A 20,545-nucleotide genomic window follows, 5' to 3' on the forward strand; every position below is an offset into this window, starting at 1 on the left:
AACACAACCCGCTACGGGGGAGACTTACCCGAAATCTGATTTATTCAACAAAGCCGTTCGGTAGAAAAAGAAAAATAAACAGAGGTGCGATATTAAATATGTGGAAACAAGGTTTAGGAGCCTCACACATATCAAAAACAATGAATATTGCTCGTTCAACAGTATATAAAGTAATAAATGAAAGCAACTAATATAAAAGGTTGAATATGGAATTTAATATTACTTCAAAGTCTAATCCGTTTGGCGATACAACAGCAGAAAATGATAAGAAAATGTTGAGCAGTGCTTTCATCGAAACTGCTGACTTTAGAACTTTAATTGAAACAGATGACCGAACTATTGTTGTAGGCAGACGAGGGACTGGTAAAAGTGCTTTATTCATTCAGCTAAATGAGCATTGGAAGAAAGATAAAAAAATATTAATCCTAAGTTTTTCACCAGACGACACTCAAATAATTGGCTTTAGATCAATGTTGAAGCCATTTACAGGCTCATTCAATTTAGCCAGGGCAGCCACAAGGTTATTATGGCGATATGCTATGTTAATGGAGATAGCATCATATATATCTTCTCATTATAAATTATCATCTCAAATTTCGACAGAAACATTGTTGAATGAGCATTTAAAGAAATGGAATGCTGCACAAGGTGATATTTTAAGAAAGTGTAGGATTGTAGCAAAAGAATATTTAGATGAAAACAATCCTGAAGAATCAATTGGTGACCTTCAATTTAATTTGAATATTTCAGAAATCGAAGGCAATATAGTTTCACTTCTTGAGCGCTCAGACAGGAAAATTGTCATATTGATGGATAAGCTAGATGAAGCATATGAACCGGATAATATAGGAATCGGAATCATAGCTGGTCTGGCATATGCCTCAATTGAATTAAATCAAAAAGCAAAATGCATTCGCCCAATCATTTTTTTAAGAGATAATATATTTAGATCGCTATCAAAGGAAGATCCTGACTACTCAAGAAATATAGAGGGGCAAGTCATAAGGCTGCATTGGGATTGGGCACAACTCTTAATGCTATCGGCTAAAAGAATGAAAGTGGCATTTAATCTAGATATTGAGAAAGATCAACGGGTTTGGGATAGGTGTACAGCCGATGACCTCAAAGGAAGGAGTGGTTTTAAACGATGCTTGCAATTTACCCTTTACCGCCCCAGAGATTTACTGTCATTGTTAAATGAAGCTTTTTTCTCCGCATTTAGAGAGAGTCGAGAAACCATTATTAACACTGATCTAGAATATGCAGCCAAGTCAATTTCCATGGCCAGGCTTGAAGACCTTTGGAAGGAGTACCAGAAGATCTTTCCTTCAATACAAGTTATAACTAGCGCATTCCGTAGTATTGAACCTGAATTAACAGTCTACACTTGCTTAAAAAAAATAGAAGCATCTTTCGAATCAATAGAAGAAAATGAAGACCCCAAAATAATCTCTGAAATACAATTACTAAAAGCTAGTGGAATCCTCCAAAGTTTGTATAGCGTAGGATTTGTGGGTATACGTGATAAAAACACTTCATCTTATTCATTTTGCCATGATGGACGAACCCCAGATAAAGGTTTTGAAAGCAGTGAAAAACTATTAATTCATCCATGTTATTGGCTTGGTTTGAATTTAAATCGCAACGCTCTTGCTCCAGAGGAAGCTGAGGAAATAAATGACGAATATGATATCAATGTTGTTTCCGATAATTCAGCCATTAGAAATAAAACAATAGGTCAAATAACCACTCATCTGGATCAAATACCGACAGGAAATGAAGGGGCTAATGAATTTGAGCAATGGTGCTTAGACGCACTAAGAATTGTATTTGCATCCCACCTGACAGATATAAAACCGCATCCAAACGGTAACGCGGTTCAGAGACGAGATATTATAGGTACCAATGGTGGAAAATCAGATTTTTGGAAGCGTGTATTAGAAGACTATAAAACAAGACAAGTTGTTTTTGATGCGAAAAATTTTGAAGAATTAGGCCCATCTGAGTACAGACAATTACAATCATATTTAACAGGTCCGTATGGAAAATTAGGATTTATTATTAATAGAGAAGAAAGTGAGGCATTGAAATCAGGGAGAGATTTGGATTGGACAAAAGAAATGTATCAATCTCATAATTCATTAATAATAAAATTACCTGCGAAATATATATCTAAATTGTTGCAAAAATTAAGAAATCCTGAGAAGCATGACGCTATAGATAGTCAGATGGGGAAACTTTTAACTCTATATGAAACATCATATATGGCTATTAAAAGTACTCAAAAGAAACGAAGAAAATAGCATCAGTTACATCATATGAGAGGGTTCCTGAAAAGGAATTTTCTCATATTTTATTATAAATCAATAATATATATCCTTAGCGTACGTTTTCGTTCCATTGGACCTCAAACCCCACATATAGCGTCACTGTCAGCTGGAAACACCGCTACATCTTGTGTTGCGGGGCCGCTGTGCGCCGGGGGCAGGAACGAAGATCCGGAAATACCGGTTTTCGGATCTGAGGCAACGAGAAAGGACACTGTTGATAGATGGACAATAATTATTTCAATTATTGAATATTATGCAAAAATGTAAGACGGCAATCTTTACATTAAAAGTAAAGCAAAAGAGATTTACAATCTCATGTAAAGCAGATAAGCTTTACATCTCCAACCGGTTAAGGAGCTTATGTATGGCTATGGTCAATGCCCGCATCGATGACGAGCTGAAAGCCCGGGTCGATGCAGTACTTCAGCGCAGGAATATAACGGTCACCCAGAATATGACAGATCTGTACCGTTATATTGATCAGCATGAGCAGTCACCCTTTTTGCCAGCCCCTCGGCCGCACACTGCCGGCGATGTTGTGGCAAAGTGCTGTTCTGATTTGATGAATATCCGCGATGCACTGCTGCTTATCCGCGGCCATGCGGAGCGCCAGGCTGGCACCGGGGAGATGGCTTCACTTTATCAGTTATTTACCCGTTCCCGCCTGGCGTTTGCCGATGGGCTGTGCTGGCTGCACAGTGCCCCGGCGTTGCCCTTCACAGTTGACCGGCTGCTGTTGCCCCTGGCTCAGGTTCAGGCGCAGATCGCAGAGTGTGATATTGCGCTGGGTGGCGGAAGCCGCGATGCTCTGGTGCTTTCTGATGATGCGTTAAGCAAGCTCGCAGCCAATTTTAACGAGCTCGATAAAGTGGTGATAAGCCTGTGTGAAAAGGTTGGGGTGCTCCGCCGGCTTCCGCCTGTAGTAACTGAAGAACAGCGCTTTGATGGGGAGTTCTGTACCGTCTTCACGAAAGATGTCAGCTTTCCGGGAAATGTTGAAGTCATTATCCACCTGCGTCCCGATCTGCTCCGCCTATTAACTCCTCACCTGAAAGAAGCGATTTGCTGCCCTCGAATTCCTGGATGGACTCCTGGTGTTGATATTAATAGCGGTTTTAACACATACATCCCAGCACCGGCGGATTATTTTCAGAAGATGGACTCCATTACAGCTGTTGCAATGGCACCGGCAGGAGGAGCGATGGGAGTATGCGGTCTTCTTTTTGTTCAGGGTGAAACAAGGATCCATTACTGGTCGGAGAAATCTGCTCAGGTCAACCCTGTCTCCCGCGACATGCTGTCAGAGGCAGTCTGCGTGAAAATCGAAAATCATATCCGAAACATTCTTCAGGGCTCTGACACTAAATGACCAACAGAAAAGCAATTCCTGACAAAGTTCAGGCTAAGATAATGGACAAAAGCGCGGCGCGGTGCGCTATCTGTTACAGCACGCGGATGAATACCGATGTGGTGTATCCCGTTCCTGGCTTCCAGAGTGCACACATTGACCAAAACGCCGCCAACTGCGCGGAGAATAATCTATACCGGGGTTCGAGGTTCAATCGTGTAAAAAACCACGTTAAGGCAATAATTCATTGTTTGAATTGAAATTTAATGGCCTCAACTCTCCCTTCAGAATATTTTCCGGCAGCGTGAACGTATAATGTCCCAGCATGTTGATATGACCGTACATCAGTGGCGACAGGCGTGAGATATGCTCGTCTTCCGGGATCTCACCAGCGCTGCGCAAATGTGATAGCGCTTCCTGCATATAAAGCGTGTTCCACAATACAACTGCGTTAGTGACAAGCCCCAGCGCACCCAGTTGATCCTCCTGCCCCTCACGGTAACGTTTTCTAATCTCACCACGTTGGCCGTAACAGATCGCCCTTGCCACGGCGTGACGGCCTTCTCCCCGGTTAAGCTGAGTCAGTATCCTGCGACGATATTCTTCATCATCAATGTAGTTGAGGAGGTACAGCGTCTTGTTGACCCGTCCCACCTCCATAATCGCCTGCGCCAGCCCTGACGGACGGGAACTTTTTAAAAGCGAGCCCACAAGTTCTGAGGCGTGGACTGTACCCAGCTTCAGAGAACCGGAAACCCTCATCATTTCATCCCATTGGGTTTCTATCTTTGACAGTTCAACGCATCCCCGCGCCAGCTCATCCAGTACCCCGTAGTTCGCATTTTTATCTGCACGCCAAAATACCGCCTCACCGGCATCTGCCAGGCGGGGCGAAAACTGGTAGCCCAGCAGCCAGAACAGGCCAAAGATAATGTCGCTGGACCCTCCAGTGTCCGTCATAATCTCCACCGGATTCAGCCCCGTCTGCTGCTCCAGAAGCCCTTCCAGCACAAAGATAGAGTCACGCAACGTACCGGGGATAACGATGCCGTGAAAGCCGGAATACTGGTCAGAAACAAAATTGTACCAGGTGATCCCACGCCCTGAGCCAAAGTATTTTCTGTTAGGGCCAGAGTTCAGCGTTTTTACAGGAGTGACAAAGCGCATCCCATCTGCAGAAGCCACTTCTCCGCCGCCCCAGCGCTCAGACAGTTCCAGCGTGGACTGAAAATCGACCAACCGGGCATTAGCGCTGACCAGCGTTTCAGCCCGAATGTAGTTTTGTTTTACCCAGCTCAGACGGTGGCGGGTCAGTGCCGGAATACTGTGTTTGATCAGCGGTTCATGTCCGATATTGCAGGCTTCAGCGAGCAGTACGGCACACAGGCTGATGTTAAGATCCTGAGCACGGGCTTCAGACTCACTCACATGAGTGAATTCGCGGGTAAAACCAGTCCGGGCGTCAATTTCAAGCAGCAGCTCTGTCAGATCAACAGGGGGGACCAGCTGCCTGACGCGGCTGTTCAGAAGAATCAGCGGCTGCGGTTCTTCCAGTTTTTCCAGACTGCTGATGGTCAGGGACGGATATTTACCCTGATGACAGATGCTCACGGCAGCATTCAGCTCAAAGCGTGAGGCCACCGTTTTCCAGGTTTCGTCCAGTTCGGTTGCCAGCTGTTTAACGGCATTTCCACCATCGGTGGGGTGTCCAAGCGCCCGGCATACGGCGATCCGCTGAGCCTGCCATTCTTTCCCCTGAAGAAACTTCTGACGCGGATCGCCCCAGCGATCGCTGTTCTCCAGCCAGATATCGCGGCGACGCAGCGAATCCTGAAGGCGTTCCAGCAGGCACAATGAGTATCCTGCACGCTGTATCCGGCCTTCGGAGTCGTACACCAGACGTTTCCAGGGACCTGTAATGATCTGCTCAGGCGCATTCTCCAGGAGGCGTTTTTTCGAACCACTCAGTTCGGCCAGGTAATGTATGGCCGATAGCGTATTTTCGCCGGCAGGGGCAGACTGAAAATGTAAATCACGCAGCATCGCTGGCAGAAAGCGCTTAACCCGTCCATATTGCTCGACCATTTCATCCTGGAAATTTGTGTCCTGCGGGCGGGCAAGCTCATTGACTTTACCTACGGATTCCGCCAGCCGGTTCTTTGGTACGTGGCTGAAAATAGTCTGACGCAGCGCTGCGTCATCCATTTTATCATCCAGTAAAAGCGTACATGCATGTGCCAGAAGTAGCGCCGCGCGATCAAGATCTTTGAGCGTTCTGAGCCGTTTTTTCTGCCCGGTTTGCTTCGCTGAACGCGTGATATTGAGGATCAGCAGATCCAGAACATCGACAGCCTCATCGAGTGCCAAAATTTCCTGTGCTTTAACAAACGCGGTCAGGATGGCCAGCCGCCGTTCCTCCGGCATTCTGGCGATATATTTTACCGAAGCCATGCCAGCATAACGAGCCAGGTTGCGGAGTTGAATTGCAGGCAGCCCGGCAAAATTCAGCCGGGAAAACTCCAGGCTGCGCAGGCGTGTGTAGCGCTGAAGTGCGTCAGTAAAGGCCGGACCACTGACGTTGACGGGCCCTTTTCGTATCTGCTCCATCACGGAAACCCGCTGTCCTTCCGGTATGACAAGCAGACCGGCCAGTTGCTCAGTCTGCCAGCTGTCAGGTAATGCAGCCAGTCTGCGCCACAAACGCCTGCTTGCCCGCTCACGAATTTCGCCAATGAGCCTCGTCAGCGCTGAGGCTGCGGGCAACAATACTTTATTCTGGAGCAACCATGCCGTGGCAAAATCGAACATCAGACCGGGGCGCTCGTTACTGAGCCATGTGCGGATATAAAGCAGACGTTTCAGTCTGAACGACCAGGGGAAATCGCCAAAATCATGGTAGTCAGAGTGTTGCCTGATCAGCCTTTGATGCTCCCAACGGGTATTCTCTCTCTGGGCGTATCGGGCCATGATCTCAGGGCGATGAATGTTCAGCTGTAATGCAACGTAATTTCGGACGCCGGGAGGTATTTGCAAGGGATCGGTCTGGAAGGTTCCCAGAAAACGGGCCGTGGTTAGCTGAAGGGCAATCCCAAATCGGTTATGTTTCCCCCGGCGCTGATTAATAAAAACAAGATCGCGTTCATCAAGATGAAAATACCGGGCCAGCTGAACCTCGTTAGGCTCGGCGGCATACCGTCCGTAGTTTTCGGTCTGTTCACTGGTCAGAAAACCGTCACTCATCCCGCATCCTTTCGTAAGGGTATCGCTCTGCTCAAATTTTGATAGTCTCAGATATTATAAGTTTTGAGACCTTTTAAAGTGCGTGCTTACATGAGTATCAAAAATCGTGTTTTATGCTTTATGATACTACGCAGTATCAGTATCGATTTGTGAGACCAATATGGCATTACTGGGATATGCAAGGGTATCAACGAGCCATCAGAAACTGACGGCGCAGATCATGGAGCTGAAATCTTCAGGCGTCAGAGATGACCGGATTTTTACTGACATGATGTCGGGCGCCACGGACGAACGTGAAGGGTTACAACGGCTGCTTGCCCGTGCCGAAAAAGATGACATTATCATGTGTACCAAAATGGACCGGCTTGGCCGCAACACAGCGGATATGATCCACATTGTTGATGCCTGCTATAAAAAGGGAATAGCCATCCGGTTTCTGGAGAATGGACTGAGTACTGAAGGCACGATGGGTAAAATGGTCATTCAGATCCTTGCTGCCGTTGCTGAAGCTGAGCGGGAGCGGATCCTGGAGCGCACAAACGAAGGCCGGGTCATCGCCATGGCGGCAGGCGTCAGGTTTGGACGGAAACCTCATCACAAATCGGCCGCCGCACTGGAGCTTATCCGGCACGAAACGCCCATTAAACTGGTGATGGAGAAAACCGGCATATCCAGGGCCACCTATTTCAGGTTAAAAAAACTGGGCCCAGGCAGTTAACCCGACGCAGGCAGCGATTTTTTCCTGTGCCGGAAAGGGTTTCGCGGTTGATGCTGATGATCCCCTGCTTAAAAACAGAGTTAACATTGCCCACAATATTGCTGGTTTTGATGAGCCGTTAAAGGAGTTTTATGAATGGATGGATGTATCTGGTGATTGCCGGCATAGCCGAAGTCTTTTATGCCGCGTCAATGCTCCGGACTGAGGGATTTACCCGGATCTACCCCAGTATTTTTTGCCTGACATTTATCGGTGTGAGCATGTACTTTTTGTCCCTGGCAACACGGACTATTCCTGTAGGAACCGCTTATGCGGTCTGGGTCGGGATTGGTGCTTTAGGGACAGCAGCGTACGGAATAATTTACTTAAATGAAGATAAGGGCCTGTTACGCATTGCCTGTTTCGGACTGATTCTGGCGGGTATCATTGGCCTGAAAATTCTGGCAGGACACAAGCAGCTGTAGGTTCTCATCCATAAACAGAACTCCGGGGGCATTCTGATTTTAGACATCAGCATGCCTCTCCCTTTCCCCTTTTTGAAATGGGACATTACCCGCTACATTAATAACAGGCGAGAGAACCGACATAACCGGGGGCGGCCAGGAAAAGTTGCCATGATTGACAAAAAGACTGCTTTTTGTTTGTACCTGCATGATTAACGGTGCGAATTTTTTCGGCAAACTATAAATGCGGGCACCAGTGTGATGATAAGCACCTGAATAAATGCCGACGGTAATGAAGGTGGCCCTGTTGATTAATAAGTTTGCAGGGAAATAAAAATCCCCGTCATCACGGGGATTTTCCGGACCCGAATGCGTTACCGGGAAGGATGCGAAGGAGAAAAGCGCAGTATCAGCATACCCGCCAGTGCTGCCAGTACAGAGCCGGCAAGTACCCCCACCTTGACCTCGTCCACCAACAGGGGGCTTTCTGCAAACGCCAGGTTGCCGATAAACAGGCTCATGGTAAACCCTATTCCGCACAGGACCGATACGCCGTAAACCTGCAGCCAGGTACTTTTTTCAGGCCGTTTTGCCAGGCCCAGGCTGACGGCCAGCAGCGACAGGCCGAAAATGCCCGCCTGCTTGCCAACAAACAGGCCCAGCGCAACGCCGACCGGTACCGGCGACATCAGGTCATCAGCCGTCATACCGGAGAGCGCGACCCCCGCATTTGCGAAGCCAAACAGCGGCAGTATCAGAAACGTCACCCACGGATTGATGCCGTGCTCCAGCCGGGCAAGAGGGGATTGTTTATCCGGATCGGTTACCCGCAGCGGGATAAAGAGCGCCAGCAGGATACCCGCGATGGTGGCGTGCACCCCGGACTGAAGCATGAAAAACCACAGCACGCCCCCCGCCAGCAGATAGGGAAACAGCCGGGTAATCCCGGCACGGTTCATGATAAACAGCAGAGCAACCGTGACCGCCGCACCGGCCAGCATCAGAAACGAAATATTACTGGTATAGAAGAGCGCAATAATAGCCACTGCGCCCATGTCGTCCAGAATAGCCAGCGCCGACAGGAAAATTTTCAGCGAGGCAGGTACGCGACTGCCCAGCAGTGCCAGTACCCCGAGCGCAAAGGCAATGTCCGTGGCGGCAGGAATTGCCCAGCCAGCGAGGGTTTCATCGCTGCCCGCATTAAACCATACGTAAATGGCCGCAGGCACGGCCATCCCGCCCAGCGCGGCAAATCCCGGCAGCGCGCGCTGGCCCCAGGTGGCAAGCTGACCGGTGAGAAGCTCGCGCTTGATTTCCAGGCCGACCATCATGAAGAACACGGCCATCAGGGCGTCGTTTATCCAGTGCTCAACGGAGAGGCCGGCGGCGTTGTATTTCAGGAATACCTCATATCCCTCCCTGAGCGGAGAGTTAGCCACGATGATAGCGGCTGCTGAGGCGATGATGAGCACGATGCCGCCGGCTGCGGGCGAGCTGAAAAATGCAGATGGCACTTCTGACATCCTCTTTTTATTTCTGTCTGGGATTTCTGACACACTCCCTCCCTTTATTCAAAAAAAACAGGCCTTCCCCTGATATACAACCGCTGGTTATCAGAGGATAAGCCGGCTGAGCTACGCTGAAGATATAAAAAATACGATAATTAATTGCTGATAAATTAACGAATTAGCGTGACGTTAATTTTATCATAACGTCCGGCCCGCTTCAGGCGGAAGAGGTAAAGCCCTGTAAAGCTGCCGCAGGCAGGGGCATTTTTATCCGTCATCAGCCACACGCTCACAGCAGCCATGTGACGACAAAAAAACCCAGGGCAGTCATCAGAATGGAGCCGGTTACGTGTACCAGCAGTGAAGTAAACGCCCAGAAATAATTACCGGACTGCAGCTGTGAGAATATTTCCAGGGAAAACGTGGAAAACGTGGTCAGCCCACCGCACAGCCCGGTGATAACAAGTAATCGCCAGGCCGGATCCAGGTCAGGATGGCGCATGAACCAGGCCAGCGACGCACCAATGATAAATCCGCCCGCAAGGTTCACTACCAGCGTGCCCGGTGGCAGGTCAGGAAACAGGCTGTTCAGGCGTGCGCCAAGCAGCCAGCGGATCAGGCAGCCAGCGGATCCACCAATGATAATGGCCAGATAAGATTTCACGGGGTTTACCTCTGTGTCAGAGGGAGTATGCAGGCTGATGATACGGGGCGGCCTGACATACTCCCGGTTAAAGGGGAGTAATATCAGGCGTCATCAGCTTCTCAGGGGAAGCGGTTGGGTAAGGTGGAACGCCATCACCTCGCCGCAATTCTGGCCCGGTCACGGGCGTTAATCAAGCGGCTATCCACTGTTTTTGTGCGACTCCCCCTGCGGCGGGCATGAGGAGCCCGTTTTCAGGCTTGACCTGAAGAGCATTAAAAATTATCGTTTCGGCAGCATTTTATATCTGACTGTGAGTCATGCACATTACGCCACCCTGAGTTTCTCTTCGCCCGTCCTTTATCAGAGAGCCTGCCGCGACAGCCAGTCCGCGCCGGGTACCGTTCTCTCATATCCGTTACGGGACTGCCACCTTTCACGGTGAACCCGCGTGTACCTGCTTCAGGGACGCAGGCGCCGTGTCCGCAGCAGCCGGTACGGACACGTCGTGATTAATCGGCGGGCTGCAGCCCGCCTTCAGGGATATTCATGCGTCAGCTTTTTCGGTTTATGTTTCATCACGCCTCTCACCTTACGTTCGGTGCGATGCTGATGGCCATGTCCAGCTTTGGACAGACCTATTTTGTCTCACTTTACGGGCAGGATTTTCGTGAGGCCTTTGGGCTCACCGACGGCGGACTGGGCGGCCTGTACGCAATCGGAACGGTGATGAGCGCCATCACGCTGACCTGGGCCGGACGGCTGATTGACTACACCACGACCCGCCGCTTCACGCTGGCGGTCACCCTTTTGCTGCTCACGGCCTGCCTGCTGGTTTCCGGCGCACAGGCGGCGTGGATGCTGTGCATCGGGTTTTACTTTCTGCGCCTCGGCGGCCAGGGACTGATGGTGCATACTGCGCTGACCGCAACGGCGCGCCAGTTCCCCCTTGATGCAGGCAAGGCGCTCGGCGCCATCGCGCTGGGGCTCTCGCTGGCGCAGGCCGTTTTTCCTGTGATTGCGGTGCAGATAAGCGCGCTGACGGGATGGCGCGCTGCCTGGGGCATCAATGCCGGAATGCTTGTTGCCGGCGTGGGGGTCGCGCTGATGTTTTTGCCCCGCGGGAAAGAGAAGCCGCTGCGTACGTTCAGAAAGCGGGGTGAGGAGAAAGAAAAAGAGGCGCCGGTATGGCGAAACCGCAACCTGCTGCTGGCGCTGCCTGTCGTGCTGGCCTCCCCCTTTATCACCACCGGCTTCTTCTTCCACCAGGCGAGGCTGGCACAGGAGAAAGGCTGGGAGCTGTCGTGGGTGGCGGTATGGTTTATTGCCTATGCCATTACCCAGGCGGTATCGCTGCTGTCGTTTGGCCCGCTGATTGACCGGCTCTCACCACGCAGGCTGCTGCCGTGGTTTCTGATGCCACAGGCCCTGGCCATGCTGGCGCTATGGCTCAGCAACGGTCAGTGGGTGACGCCTTTTTACCTGATTATGACCGGCGTATCGTCGGCCATTGCCTCAACGCTTGCCACCGCGCTCTGGGTACAGCTGTTTGGTCCGGCGCAGCTGGCCAGGGTGCGCTCGGCGGTTGAGGCAGGGACGGTGATTGCCAGCGGGGCATCCCCGGTAATCATGGGCGTGCTGATAGATAACCATGTCACCCTGCATCTTCAGGCCCTGTTCTGCCTGGTCTACATTCTTGGCGCCAGCCTGCTGGCCACCGGTATCAGGACGGATGCGCCGCAATAACGCGCCTTTACCTTCATACCCGTCATCCTCTTTCCCCTGTGAAGGCGGGCCTGATATCAGGCCCGCCTGTTTCATCGCAGCATCAGCAGGGGCTGACGGCTTTCAGACAGCATTTCCGTGGTGTGGCTGCCAATAAAGAATCGCCGTAACCGGGAGTGCCCGCAGGCCCCCATTACCGTGAGGTCGATATCATGGGCGTCCGCGTAGCGGCACAGCGCCCCGGTTACGGACTCGTCTTCCAGCAGGCGTGTCTCGGTCGTGATACCGGCTTCCTGAAGAACAGCCTGCGCATCCTGCAGGGCTGACATGTCACCGTTGACCATCACGATATGACAGCTCAGGCCGTGCAGCAGCGGGCTGACCGTCAGGCGCGTCAGGTTTTTACGGCTCTCACTGCTGCCGTCGTACGCAAACATCACCCGCGCCGGCGGCGTAAACGTCTCCGGCACAATCAGCACCGGGTTTTTCTGCAGGCGAATGACGCTTTCCAGATGGCTGCCTACCTGATTCTGCGTCCCGCGGCGCCCCAGCACCATCAGCCGGACTTCGCCCAGCTCCGCCAGGATTTCGTCCAGTGCGCCGTGCTTTTGCAGCAGCTGTGCGTCCGGCTGTCCGGTCTGCTTCAGGAGCTCCGCACAGCCGGCCAGCACGGCCTTGCCCTGCGCCATCAGCAGCCGGCTGCGCTCACCCTCGACGCGGACCAGCGCTTCGGTCAGCTGCTCCCGGCTGTCAATACCAATGCTCCCGGTCAGGTCAGACACGGCGGGAGTCTCACTCTTTTCGAGCACGTGCAGCAGCGCCAGCGGCGCGCCAAGTTTACCGGCTGCCCAGGCAGCATACTCACAGACCGGCCGGGTTGACGGCGAGCCGTCAACGCAGGCAATAACGGTGTTATTCATGATGCTTTCTCCAGTAAATTAATGGCCACCCATCAGCTTTTCCACTTCTTCAGGCTTGTCATGCACTCCGAAGCGGTCAACGAGGGTGCGGGTCGCGTCATTCATACCCTTGATCTCCACTTCCGTGCCTTCGCGACGGAACTTGATAACCACCCGGTCCAGCGCGCTCACGGAGGTGATATCCCAGAAGTGGGCGTGCGTTACGTCAATCACCACGCGCTCCACCGCTTCACGGAAGTCGAAGTGGCTCATAAAGCGATCGGATGAGGCAAAGAATACCTGGCCGGCTACGGTATAGGTGCGGGTGTCGTCCTTCAGCTCAGAGGAGACCGCCATAAAGCGGGCGACCTTGGTGGCGAAGTTCAGCGAGGCAATCAGCACGCCGGTGAGCACGCCAAACGCCAGGTTATCGGTCGCCACCACCACCACCACGGTGGCCAGCATCACCACGCTGGTTGACAGCGGATGGCTGCGCAGGTTGCTGATGGAGCGCCAGGAGAAGGTGCCGATGGAGACCATGATCATCACCGCCACCAGAGCCGCCATGGGTATCCGGGACACCCAGTCGCGCAGGAACACCACCATCAGCAGCAGCACCACGCCGGCGGTGAGCGTGGAAAGCCGCCCGCGCCCGCCCGATTTGACGTTGATCACCGACTGGCCAATCATCGCGCAGCCCGCCATGCCGCCGATAAAGGAGGTGCAGATGTTGGCCACGCCCTGCGCCTTGCACTCGCGGTTTTTATCGCTCGGCGTGTCGGTCATGTCGTCCACGATGGTGGCGGTCATCATCGACTCCAGCAGCCCCACCACGGCAAGTCCTGCCGAGTACGGCAGAATAATCATCAGCGTGTCGAGGTTAAGCGGGATATCCGGGATCAGAAACACCGGCAGGCTGTCCGGCAGTTTGCCCATGTCACCCACGGTGCGCACGTCCAGGTGCAGCCACATGGAAATGGCGGTCAGCACGATGATGCAGACCAGCGGCGAGGGAATGGTTTTGTTCAGATACGGGAAGAGATAAATGATGCCCAGGCCCGCAGCGGTCAGGGCATAAACGTGCCAGGTGACGTTGGTCAGCTCCGGCAGCTGCGCCATAAATATCAGGATGGCCAGCGCGTTCACGAAACCGGTGACCACCGAGCGGGAGACGTAGCGCATCAGGCTGCCCAGCTTCAGGTAGCCGGCCGCCAGCTGCAGTACGCCGGTCAGCGCCGAGGCCGCCAGCAGATACTGCAGGCCGTGGTCTTTTACAAGCGTGATCAGCAGCAGCGCCATCGCACCGGTGGCGGACGATATCATTGCCGGACGGCCGCCGAGGAAGGCCATAACCAGGGGAATACAGAACGCAGAGTAGAGCCCGACCTGCGGGTCGACTCCGGCGATGATGGAAAAGGCGATCGCTTCGGGAATAAGCGCGAGCGCGACCACAATACCGGCAAGGACGTCACCACGGACGTTACCCAGCCAGTCCTTACGCGTCGAGGACAGCAGCATAGTCATTTCTCAGTTTTTGATTACGGTCAGCCCGTGAGGGCAAAAATTTTACGTACGAAAAAGCACATCCGCAGACGGGATGTTTTTGAGTGCGCGCCGAAGTTTATTCAGTGCGACAGAGGAGGGGTACGACTCAGGGTGGCGTAAGACGCATGGTGGTGTTTATCACTCCTTCACGGCTGACAGAGCAGCGCGGGTAATCAGAAAGACCGGATGAACAGACGTTCAGTACCGGCCACAAATGCCCGCCGGGCAGATGAACCACGGCAAAAAGCGCTTTTTACTCTACACGAATTGTTAACGGGGTCAACGCGCAGGGCAAAAACGCTGTTCATGGAATGCCGGTCAGGCGCATCCGGACGGAAAGTCCTTCTGCATGCTCAGGCTCGTCCGGCGTTCGCACATACATATGATTAAGTGAATATAAATTTGACGGAGAAAGTTTCACAGGTACACTCAGGTCAGTCACAATAAGGAGTCACCATGCCACCCGTGTCCCCCCTGCAGCTTTTTAAAAGCCTTTCCGACGAAACCCGACTCAGCCTCGTGCTGCTGCTACGCGAAAAAGGGGAGCTCTGCGTCTGTGAACTTACGTCCGTGCTGAAAGAAACTCAGCCCAAAATCTCACGGCATCTGGCTCTGCTGAGAGAAAACGGGCTGCTTACCGACCGGCGGGACGGAAAATGGATCCACTATCGTCTGTCGCCTCATATGCCGGCGTGGGCAGCGGCGGTTATCGAACAGGCTTATCTCTGCCAGCGGGATGATATCCGCCAGCTCAGCCGGCAGGCTGAACGCGATAACGCCACCACCAACGGCAAGCCTGTCTGCATTTAAAAATTTACCGGTATATATCTGGATTATCGAATATATTACGCATCGAAAATTTATCAGTCCGGTTTAACAGGCATTTGTATTCAATAGGAGCGGGTATGTTTCTGGCAGGTGCGATTTTCATCCTGACGCTGGTACTGGTCATCTGGCAGCCGAAGGGGCTGAGCATTGGCTGGAGTGCCGTCATCGGTGCGGCGCTGGCGCTGCTGACCGGCGTGGTGCACATCGGTGATATTCCGGTGGTCTGGCAGATTGTCTGGAACGCCACGGGCACGTTCATTGCGGTCATCATTATCAGCCTGCTGCTCGATGAGTCCGGCTTTTTTGAGTGGGCCGCGCTGCACGTTTCCCGCTGGGGAGGCGGCAGGGGCCGGCTGCTGTTCACGTATATCGTTCTGCTGGGTGCCGCAGTGGCGGCGCTGTTTGCCAATGACGGAGCCGCGCTAATTCTGACGCCGATCGTTATTGCCATGCTGCTGGCGCTGGGATTCACTCCCGGCTCCACGCTGGCGTTTGTGATGGCAGCGGGCTTTATCGCTGACACCTCCAGCCTGCCGCTCATCGTATCGAACCTGGTGAACATCGTAACGGCTGACTTCTTTACGCTGGGCTTCAGCGAGTACGCATCCGTCATGGTGCCGGTGAACATTGCCTCCATTGCGGCCACGCTGGTGATGCTTCATCTCTTTTTCCGCAGGGACATCCCGGTCACCTATGACCTGGCGAAGCTGAAGGCACCGCGGGAAGCCATCCGGGATGCACGAACCTTTAAGGCTGGCTGGGTGGTTTTGGTTCTTCTGCTGGTTGGCTTTTTTGCTCTGGAGCCGCTCGGCGTGCCGGTCAGCCTGGTGGCGGCGGTGGCGGCGTTTATTCTCTGGCTGGTTGCCCGCAAAGGACACGTGATTGACGCCGGCAGGGTGCTGAAAGGCGCGCCCTGGCAGATCGTTATCTTTTCGCTGGGCATGTATCTGGTGGTATACGGACTGCGTAACGCCGGACTGACTGATTACCTTTCCGCCGCCCTGAACCGGTTTGCAGAGCACGGCGTATGGGGCGCAACGCTCGGCACCGGCTTCCTGACGGCGGCACTCTCGTCCGTCATGAACAACATGCCCACCGTGCTGGTTGGCGCGTTGTCGATTGACGGTAGTAGCGCACAGGGCGTGGTGAAGCAGGCGATGATTTACGCCAACGTCATCGGCTGTGACCTCGGCCCGAAAATAACCCCTATCGGCAGCCTCGCAACCCTGCTGTGGCTGCACGTGCTGGCACAGAAAAACATCACCATCAGCTGGGGCTATTACTTCCGCGTGGGCATCGTGATGACCCTGCCGGTGCTTTTTGTCACGCTGGCCGCGCTGGCCCTGCGCCTGTCTGTTTAACTTTAACCCCGGGGCTGCGCCCGTGCAGCCCCTTTACGGAGTACCGCTTATGACTGACATTACCATTTACCACAACCCGGCCTGCGGGACATCCCGCAATACCCTGGCGCTTATCCGTAACAGCGGCGCCGAACCCACGGTTATTCTGTATCTGGAAACGCCGCCGTCACGCGATGAGCTGAAGAAGCTGATTGCGGATATGGGCATCGGCGTGCGCGACCTGCTGCGCAAAAATACCGAACCGTACGAACAGCTCGGCCTGGCAGAAGACCGCTTCAGCAATGACGAACTGCTCGATGCCATGCTGGCTCATCCGATCCTCATTAATCGCCCGGTGGTAGTGACACCGCTCGGCACGAAGCTGTGCCGTCCCTCCGAAGTGGTTCTGGACATACTGCCGGACCCGCAGCAGGGCGCGTTTACCAAAGAGGACGGCGAAGCCGTCATTGATGAGCACGGGAACCGCGTCAGCCACTGATTTTTTACCAGGCTGCGGGCATAACAGTGTGGAAAAAGCCGGCATCTGCCGGCTTTTTTATATGCTGCGCTGGTTGACCCGCTCAGAAAGCTGCGCGGCACTCTCTTTCCTTTCGCTGTAGCGGTCGGTGAGATAATCACTGCGACCGCGCGTCAGCAGGGTGAACTTCATCAGTTCCTCCATGACGTCCACTATGCGGTCATAATACGAAGAAGGCTTCATGCGGCCATCCTCATCAAACTCGGCCCAGGCTTTTGCCACGGATGACTGATTCGGGATGGTGATCATCCGCATCCAGCGTCCAAGAATACGCATCTGATTTACAGCGTTGAACGACTGTGAGCCGCCGCTGACCTGCATGACGGCCAGGGTTTTTCCCTGTGACGGGGGTCGTCTCAGAAAACGGAAAATAAAGCACGCTAAGCGTGCGTGGAGGCTGGCACCCAGCGGTACAGCGTCGGAATGGACACGCCGAGGTTCTTGGCCACGTCCTTGGGCGGCACCCCGCTGGCCAGCAGCTTCTTGGCCGACTCGATCTTGCTGTCGGTCATCTTCGGCTTGCGGCCGCCTTTGCGGCCGAGCTGCTTGGCGACTTCCAGCCCGGCGCGGGTGCGCTCGACGGTCAGCTCGCGCTCCATTTCGGCAAGGCTCGCCATGACGTGGAAGAAGAACCGCCCGGATGGTGTGCCGGTGTCGATGGAGTCGGTGAGGCTCCTGAACTGGACACCGTGCTTGTGCAGATCGCCGACCAGATCGACCAGTTGCTTGACCGACCGGCCCAGCCGGTCGAGCTTCCAGACGACCAAAGTATCGCCTTCGCGCAGCATTTCGAGCGTCTTGGCCAAGCCAGGCCGGTCTGCCCGCGTGCCACTCACCTTGTCCTCGAAGACCTTTTTACATCCGGCCTTGCTCAAGGCTTCGCGTTGCAGCTCCAGGTTCTGATCCTGCGTCGAGACGCGCGCATAGCCAATCAACATGGCTTGTCTCGCGCCCGGTCGATGCGTTCCTGCATCGCCTGCATCACTTCTTCGTGGGTGTACGATCTGGCGTTGGCGTCGGTGGCTTGCCGCAGGGCTTCCTCAACCTCGCGCGTCATCCGCTCGTAATCCTCCGGCCACAGCGCTTGCTCCATGCGCAGCGACGCCTGACCCAGCAGGTGCAGCAGGCTGAACAGCCGCATGTCGTTGGTGGCGACGATGCGCTCCCGAATCTGCTCCTGAATAGCTTCGCTAGCCCGATGCGCTTGTGGTGTGGCAGTCCCCTCGTAGTCAGCGGGGAATTCCGCTTCCTCGGCAATCCTTGCCCAGGCGCTGGCCAGCGCCTCGATGGTTGACGTGCTCATTTCCGCCGCTCCTGTGCTCTTTGGCGAATCAACCGGCCAAGGGGCCTCGACGCGAAAACCAGCAGCATCACGCCTATCGGATACCAGGTCGAGAAGACCACCAAGGCATCGAAGGCTGGCCGTCCGGTGTTGGTAGGCAGTACGGCGGTCACAGCCATCAACCCGCCGACCGTCCAGATGATGCGCCACACGTAGGGCATCACGCGGGGCACGTAGCCGTCATCGAAAGCGGTCTGGTAGTAGCGGCGCAGGCCGCGCTCGGCAAGCGCCTGGCGCTGCCGCTCCGACAGCGCATCCGTCCGGCCATACCAGCGCCGGAATGGTGGACAGCGCAGCAGCAAAGGGGTGAAGAGGATCATCACCGCCACGATCGCGACACCCCACGCCATGACGGCGCCGGCATCGGGCCGCTTGGCGTTCTCGATCACGGGCGCGAAGACGCCCGGAGCACCGATCATCCAGAACAGCGCAATGTGCTGATGGAAGGAGAGCTTCATTTGCTCATCCACTTGCGCAGCAGGCGCTTTTTCAGGGAGGCGCGTTCTTGCGGGTTGCGTCCCTTGTGATTGGCGATGCGATCCGCCGTGGCGGCCTGGCGCTTGACGGGCCAGTAGGAGCGGCCATCCTTGCCCATCGACCAGACGCTGCTGGCCTGGTTTTCCAGCAGGGGCAGATGGGCGCTCAGGGCTTCGGGCGACGCGCTGGTCAGCGCCGTGCGCTCACGGGTGCGCCAGCGCTGATGCCAGAGCTTCTTGTCCTCGCGCTCGCTGCCGCAGGTCGTGTGCCCGACGATGGGTGTTTTGCGGCGGCTGCGGCTCATAACGTAGTGGTCTCCAAGAACATTCAGGACTGATCCCAGGCGTCGATGGTCAAGACCTGATCGGCAGGACAGGCGGCTACGCGGTCGGGAACTGGATGGTGTTCAGTCTCATGCCGACCCCATTCGATTGATCGCGTCGCTTGCGGCACGCTGCGACGCAAGGAGGTTTGCGACCTGGTTTAGCAGCCGTGTCCGCTGCATGTCTGTTACCTATCTCCCCGACCGCTCATTGGACCAACTCCAGAGATTGGGCTCTATCGCTCAGCCAATACGAAACCGGCATTGGCTGATGCCACAACCGAGACGAACACAAATGGCTCGGTACCTGTATTTCGCGCCCCGTGCACTTGGCCCGGTCTTGCCACGGCTATCTCACCTTCCCTGAGGGCACGAACAATCCCATTGCCCTGAAAGTAATCAGCCATTCCCGACAAAACAGTCCACGTGTCTTGGCCGTGAGGATGAATGTGAGCCGCAATTTCCTGCCCGGGATGGACATGCCAAACCACGATAATTGAGTCTCGGGTTTCAAGCACAACGGAACGAATAGGCTCGCCTTCGGACGGCTGAACATACTCGGCTACAGAAAATATTCTCGATTCAACAGTCATCGGAGATCCCTCTTTCACAGTTGTCGTTACGGTCTTCATCGTCGGCATCCTGACGCACGGCGGGCAATTGCTGGAGCAACGCCGGCAGCCATTCCTGTACCGTCTCCCACACCACATCGAGGTTGATGTCGAAATAGCCGTGAGCCATGCGATTACGCATATTGCGCATGCTGCGCCACGGCACGTCGGCATGCGCCTGGGTGAACTCGACGTAGCCATCCATCACCTTTGTGGCCGCCTCGCCGATGACGATCAGGCTCATGATGACGGCCTGCTGGGTGCGCTTGTCGGCCAAGAAGTCGTCCTTGGCCATCCCTTCCACGAAGCTGCGCGCATCGGTTGCGGCCTGCTGAATGTGGTCGAGGTAATCGGGCAGGCGGTTCTCGCTCATATCGGTTGCGCCTCCGCGAGCACCTTGGCCCGGAACTTCGGCGGCAGGTCGCCGGGAGTCAGCAGATCGACGTCAACGCCGAGCAGCGATTTCAGTTCTTCTTCCAAATCGCCCAAGTCCAACAACGTGGCACCGGGCAGCGCATCGACCAACAGGTCGAGGTCGCTGCCATCCCGGTCGGTGCCATGCAGCACCGAGCCGAAGACGCGCGGGTTCGCGGCGCGAAAGCGGCCTACCGCTTCACGCACTGCGCTTCGCTTCATGTCAAGCACAACAGACGGTCGCATGCGCATCCTTTCTTATCGAAACTCGTTG

The 20,545-nt window shown here is 54.2% G+C and carries 21 protein-coding genes, 2 pseudogenes and 1 riboswitch; of the genes and pseudogenes, 9 read left to right on the top strand and 14 right to left on the bottom strand.

The window, feature by feature from the left end; all coding sequences use genetic code 11:
- The coding region (locus ABLU87_RS22060; protein WP_348866009.1) for a helix-turn-helix domain-containing protein at positions 1-191 on the top strand (191 nt) is incomplete at its 5' end.
- A gap of 15 nt (positions 192-206) precedes the next feature.
- Positions 207-2,303, top strand: coding sequence for a hypothetical protein (locus tag ABLU87_RS22065; protein ID WP_019706029.1), 2,097 nt, complete (start codon positions 207-209; stop codon positions 2,301-2,303).
- A gap of 107 nt (positions 2,304-2,410) precedes the next feature.
- Here the strand turns inward: ABLU87_RS22065 and ABLU87_RS22070 are convergent.
- Positions 2,411-2,524: pseudogene (locus ABLU87_RS22070) on the bottom strand (hypothetical protein); the annotation flags it as partial.
- 170 nt (positions 2,525-2,694) lie between these two features.
- Between ABLU87_RS22070 and ABLU87_RS22075 the strand changes: the two are divergent.
- Positions 2,695-3,699, top strand: a complete 1,005-nt coding sequence (locus tag ABLU87_RS22075) for a hypothetical protein (RefSeq protein WP_019706030.1) — start codon at positions 2,695-2,697, stop codon at positions 3,697-3,699.
- Between the two features lie 210 nt (positions 3,700-3,909).
- Here the strand turns inward: ABLU87_RS22075 and ABLU87_RS22080 are convergent, their stop codons facing one another.
- Positions 3,910-6,918: a Tn3 family transposase gene (locus tag ABLU87_RS22080; protein ID WP_004118541.1), complete on the bottom strand. Its 3,009-nt coding sequence runs from the start codon at positions 6,916-6,918 to the stop codon at positions 3,910-3,912.
- Positions 6,919-7,078: 160 nt separating this feature from the next.
- Between ABLU87_RS22080 and ABLU87_RS22085 the strand changes: the two genes are divergently transcribed.
- Complete coding sequence (locus ABLU87_RS22085; RefSeq protein WP_004118540.1) at positions 7,079-7,636, top strand: recombinase family protein; 558 nt, start codon at positions 7,079-7,081, stop codon at positions 7,634-7,636.
- 131 nt (positions 7,637-7,767) lie between these two features.
- On the top strand, positions 7,768-8,100 hold the full coding sequence (locus tag ABLU87_RS22090) for a multidrug efflux SMR transporter (RefSeq protein WP_004118538.1): 333 nt from the start codon (positions 7,768-7,770) through the stop codon (positions 8,098-8,100).
- A 353-nt stretch (positions 8,101-8,453) separates the two neighbouring features.
- On the opposite strand, the gene nhaA is transcribed toward ABLU87_RS22090, so the two are convergent.
- The gene (gene nhaA, locus ABLU87_RS22095; protein ID WP_011977829.1) at positions 8,454-9,602 is read right to left on the bottom strand and encodes a Na+/H+ antiporter NhaA; all 1,149 of its coding nucleotides are present in this window, start codon (positions 9,600-9,602) and stop codon (positions 8,454-8,456) included.
- 274 nt (positions 9,603-9,876) lie between these two features.
- Positions 9,877-10,251 (bottom strand): fluoride efflux transporter CrcB, encoded by a 375-nt coding sequence (crcB, locus tag ABLU87_RS22100; protein WP_004118534.1) that lies wholly within the window; start codon positions 10,249-10,251, stop codon positions 9,877-9,879.
- Between the two features lie 77 nt (positions 10,252-10,328).
- Positions 10,329-10,399: riboswitch (Fluoride riboswitch) on the bottom strand.
- A gap of 380 nt (positions 10,400-10,779) precedes the next feature.
- On the opposite strand from crcB, the gene ABLU87_RS22105 reads away from it, so the two are divergent.
- Positions 10,780-11,976 carry an MFS transporter gene (locus ABLU87_RS22105; protein ID WP_001549953.1) on the top strand — a complete coding sequence of 399 codons (1,197 nt, stop codon included), beginning with the start codon at positions 10,780-10,782 and terminating at the stop codon, positions 11,974-11,976.
- A 71-nt stretch (positions 11,977-12,047) separates the two neighbouring features.
- On the opposite strand, the gene ABLU87_RS22110 is transcribed toward ABLU87_RS22105, so the two are convergent.
- Positions 12,048-12,875: a universal stress protein gene (locus ABLU87_RS22110; RefSeq protein ID WP_004118529.1), complete on the bottom strand. Its 828-nt coding sequence runs from the start codon at positions 12,873-12,875 to the stop codon at positions 12,048-12,050.
- A gap of 18 nt (positions 12,876-12,893) precedes the next feature.
- Positions 12,894-14,372, bottom strand: a complete 1,479-nt coding sequence (locus ABLU87_RS22115; RefSeq protein WP_001549885.1) for a SulP family inorganic anion transporter — start codon at positions 14,370-14,372, stop codon at positions 12,894-12,896.
- A gap of 483 nt (positions 14,373-14,855) precedes the next feature.
- On the opposite strand from ABLU87_RS22115, the gene ABLU87_RS22120 reads away from it, so the two are divergent.
- The 3 genes from ABLU87_RS22120 to arsC all read left to right on the top strand — a co-directional run bounded on the left by ABLU87_RS22120 (position 14,856) and on the right by arsC (position 17,066).
- Entirely contained in the window at positions 14,856-15,209 is a 354-nt protein-coding gene (locus ABLU87_RS22120; RefSeq protein ID WP_001549886.1) for a metalloregulator ArsR/SmtB family transcription factor, read from the top strand.
- A gap of 95 nt (positions 15,210-15,304) precedes the next feature.
- Complete coding sequence (locus tag ABLU87_RS22125; RefSeq protein ID WP_001549887.1) at positions 15,305-16,588, top strand: arsenic transporter; 1,284 nt, start codon at positions 15,305-15,307, stop codon at positions 16,586-16,588.
- A gap of 49 nt (positions 16,589-16,637) precedes the next feature.
- Positions 16,638-17,066 (top strand): glutaredoxin-dependent arsenate reductase, encoded by a 429-nt coding sequence (gene arsC / locus ABLU87_RS22130; RefSeq protein WP_001549888.1) that lies wholly within the window; start codon positions 16,638-16,640, stop codon positions 17,064-17,066.
- Between the two features lie 57 nt (positions 17,067-17,123).
- On the opposite strand, the pseudogene ABLU87_RS22135 reads toward arsC, so the two are convergent.
- From ABLU87_RS22135 to ABLU87_RS22170, 8 genes and pseudogenes are all read right to left on the bottom strand, one after another.
- Positions 17,124-17,465: pseudogene (locus ABLU87_RS22135) on the bottom strand (NAD(P)H-dependent oxidoreductase); the annotation flags it as partial.
- Between the two features lie 20 nt (positions 17,466-17,485).
- Positions 17,486-18,043, bottom strand: coding sequence for a recombinase family protein (locus tag ABLU87_RS22140; protein WP_003100847.1), 558 nt, complete (start codon positions 18,041-18,043; stop codon positions 17,486-17,488).
- The gene (locus ABLU87_RS22145; RefSeq protein WP_003100853.1) at positions 18,037-18,408 is read right to left on the bottom strand and encodes a hypothetical protein; all 372 of its coding nucleotides are present in this window, start codon (positions 18,406-18,408) and stop codon (positions 18,037-18,039) included. The genes ABLU87_RS22140 and ABLU87_RS22145 overlap by 7 nt, the downstream gene beginning before the upstream one ends.
- Entirely contained in the window at positions 18,405-18,905 is a 501-nt protein-coding gene (locus tag ABLU87_RS22150) for a hypothetical protein (protein ID WP_003100856.1), read from the bottom strand. Before ABLU87_RS22150 ends, ABLU87_RS22145 begins: the two co-directional genes overlap by 4 nt.
- Positions 18,902-19,228: a hypothetical protein gene (locus ABLU87_RS22155; RefSeq protein ID WP_003100858.1), complete on the bottom strand. Its 327-nt coding sequence runs from the start codon at positions 19,226-19,228 to the stop codon at positions 18,902-18,904. The genes ABLU87_RS22150 and ABLU87_RS22155 overlap by 4 nt, the downstream gene beginning before the upstream one ends.
- Before the next feature lie 254 nt (positions 19,229-19,482).
- A complete protein-coding gene (locus tag ABLU87_RS22160) occupies positions 19,483-19,839 on the bottom strand; it encodes a cupin domain-containing protein (RefSeq protein WP_003465043.1) in 357 nt (118 codons plus the stop codon).
- The gene (locus ABLU87_RS22165) at positions 19,829-20,230 is read right to left on the bottom strand and encodes a DUF86 domain-containing protein (protein ID WP_001293886.1); all 402 of its coding nucleotides are present in this window, start codon (positions 20,228-20,230) and stop codon (positions 19,829-19,831) included. The genes ABLU87_RS22160 and ABLU87_RS22165 overlap by 11 nt, the downstream gene beginning before the upstream one ends.
- Positions 20,227-20,517: a nucleotidyltransferase gene (locus ABLU87_RS22170; RefSeq protein ID WP_001247892.1), complete on the bottom strand. Its 291-nt coding sequence runs from the start codon at positions 20,515-20,517 to the stop codon at positions 20,227-20,229. The genes ABLU87_RS22165 and ABLU87_RS22170 overlap by 4 nt, the downstream gene beginning before the upstream one ends.
- Between the last annotated feature and the right edge of the window lie 28 nt (positions 20,518-20,545).

Origin of the sequence: Klebsiella sp. CB_Kp196, from assembly GCF_040061575.1 — a bacterium.
Taxonomy (GTDB): domain Bacteria; phylum Pseudomonadota; class Gammaproteobacteria; order Enterobacterales; family Enterobacteriaceae; genus Klebsiella; species Klebsiella michiganensis.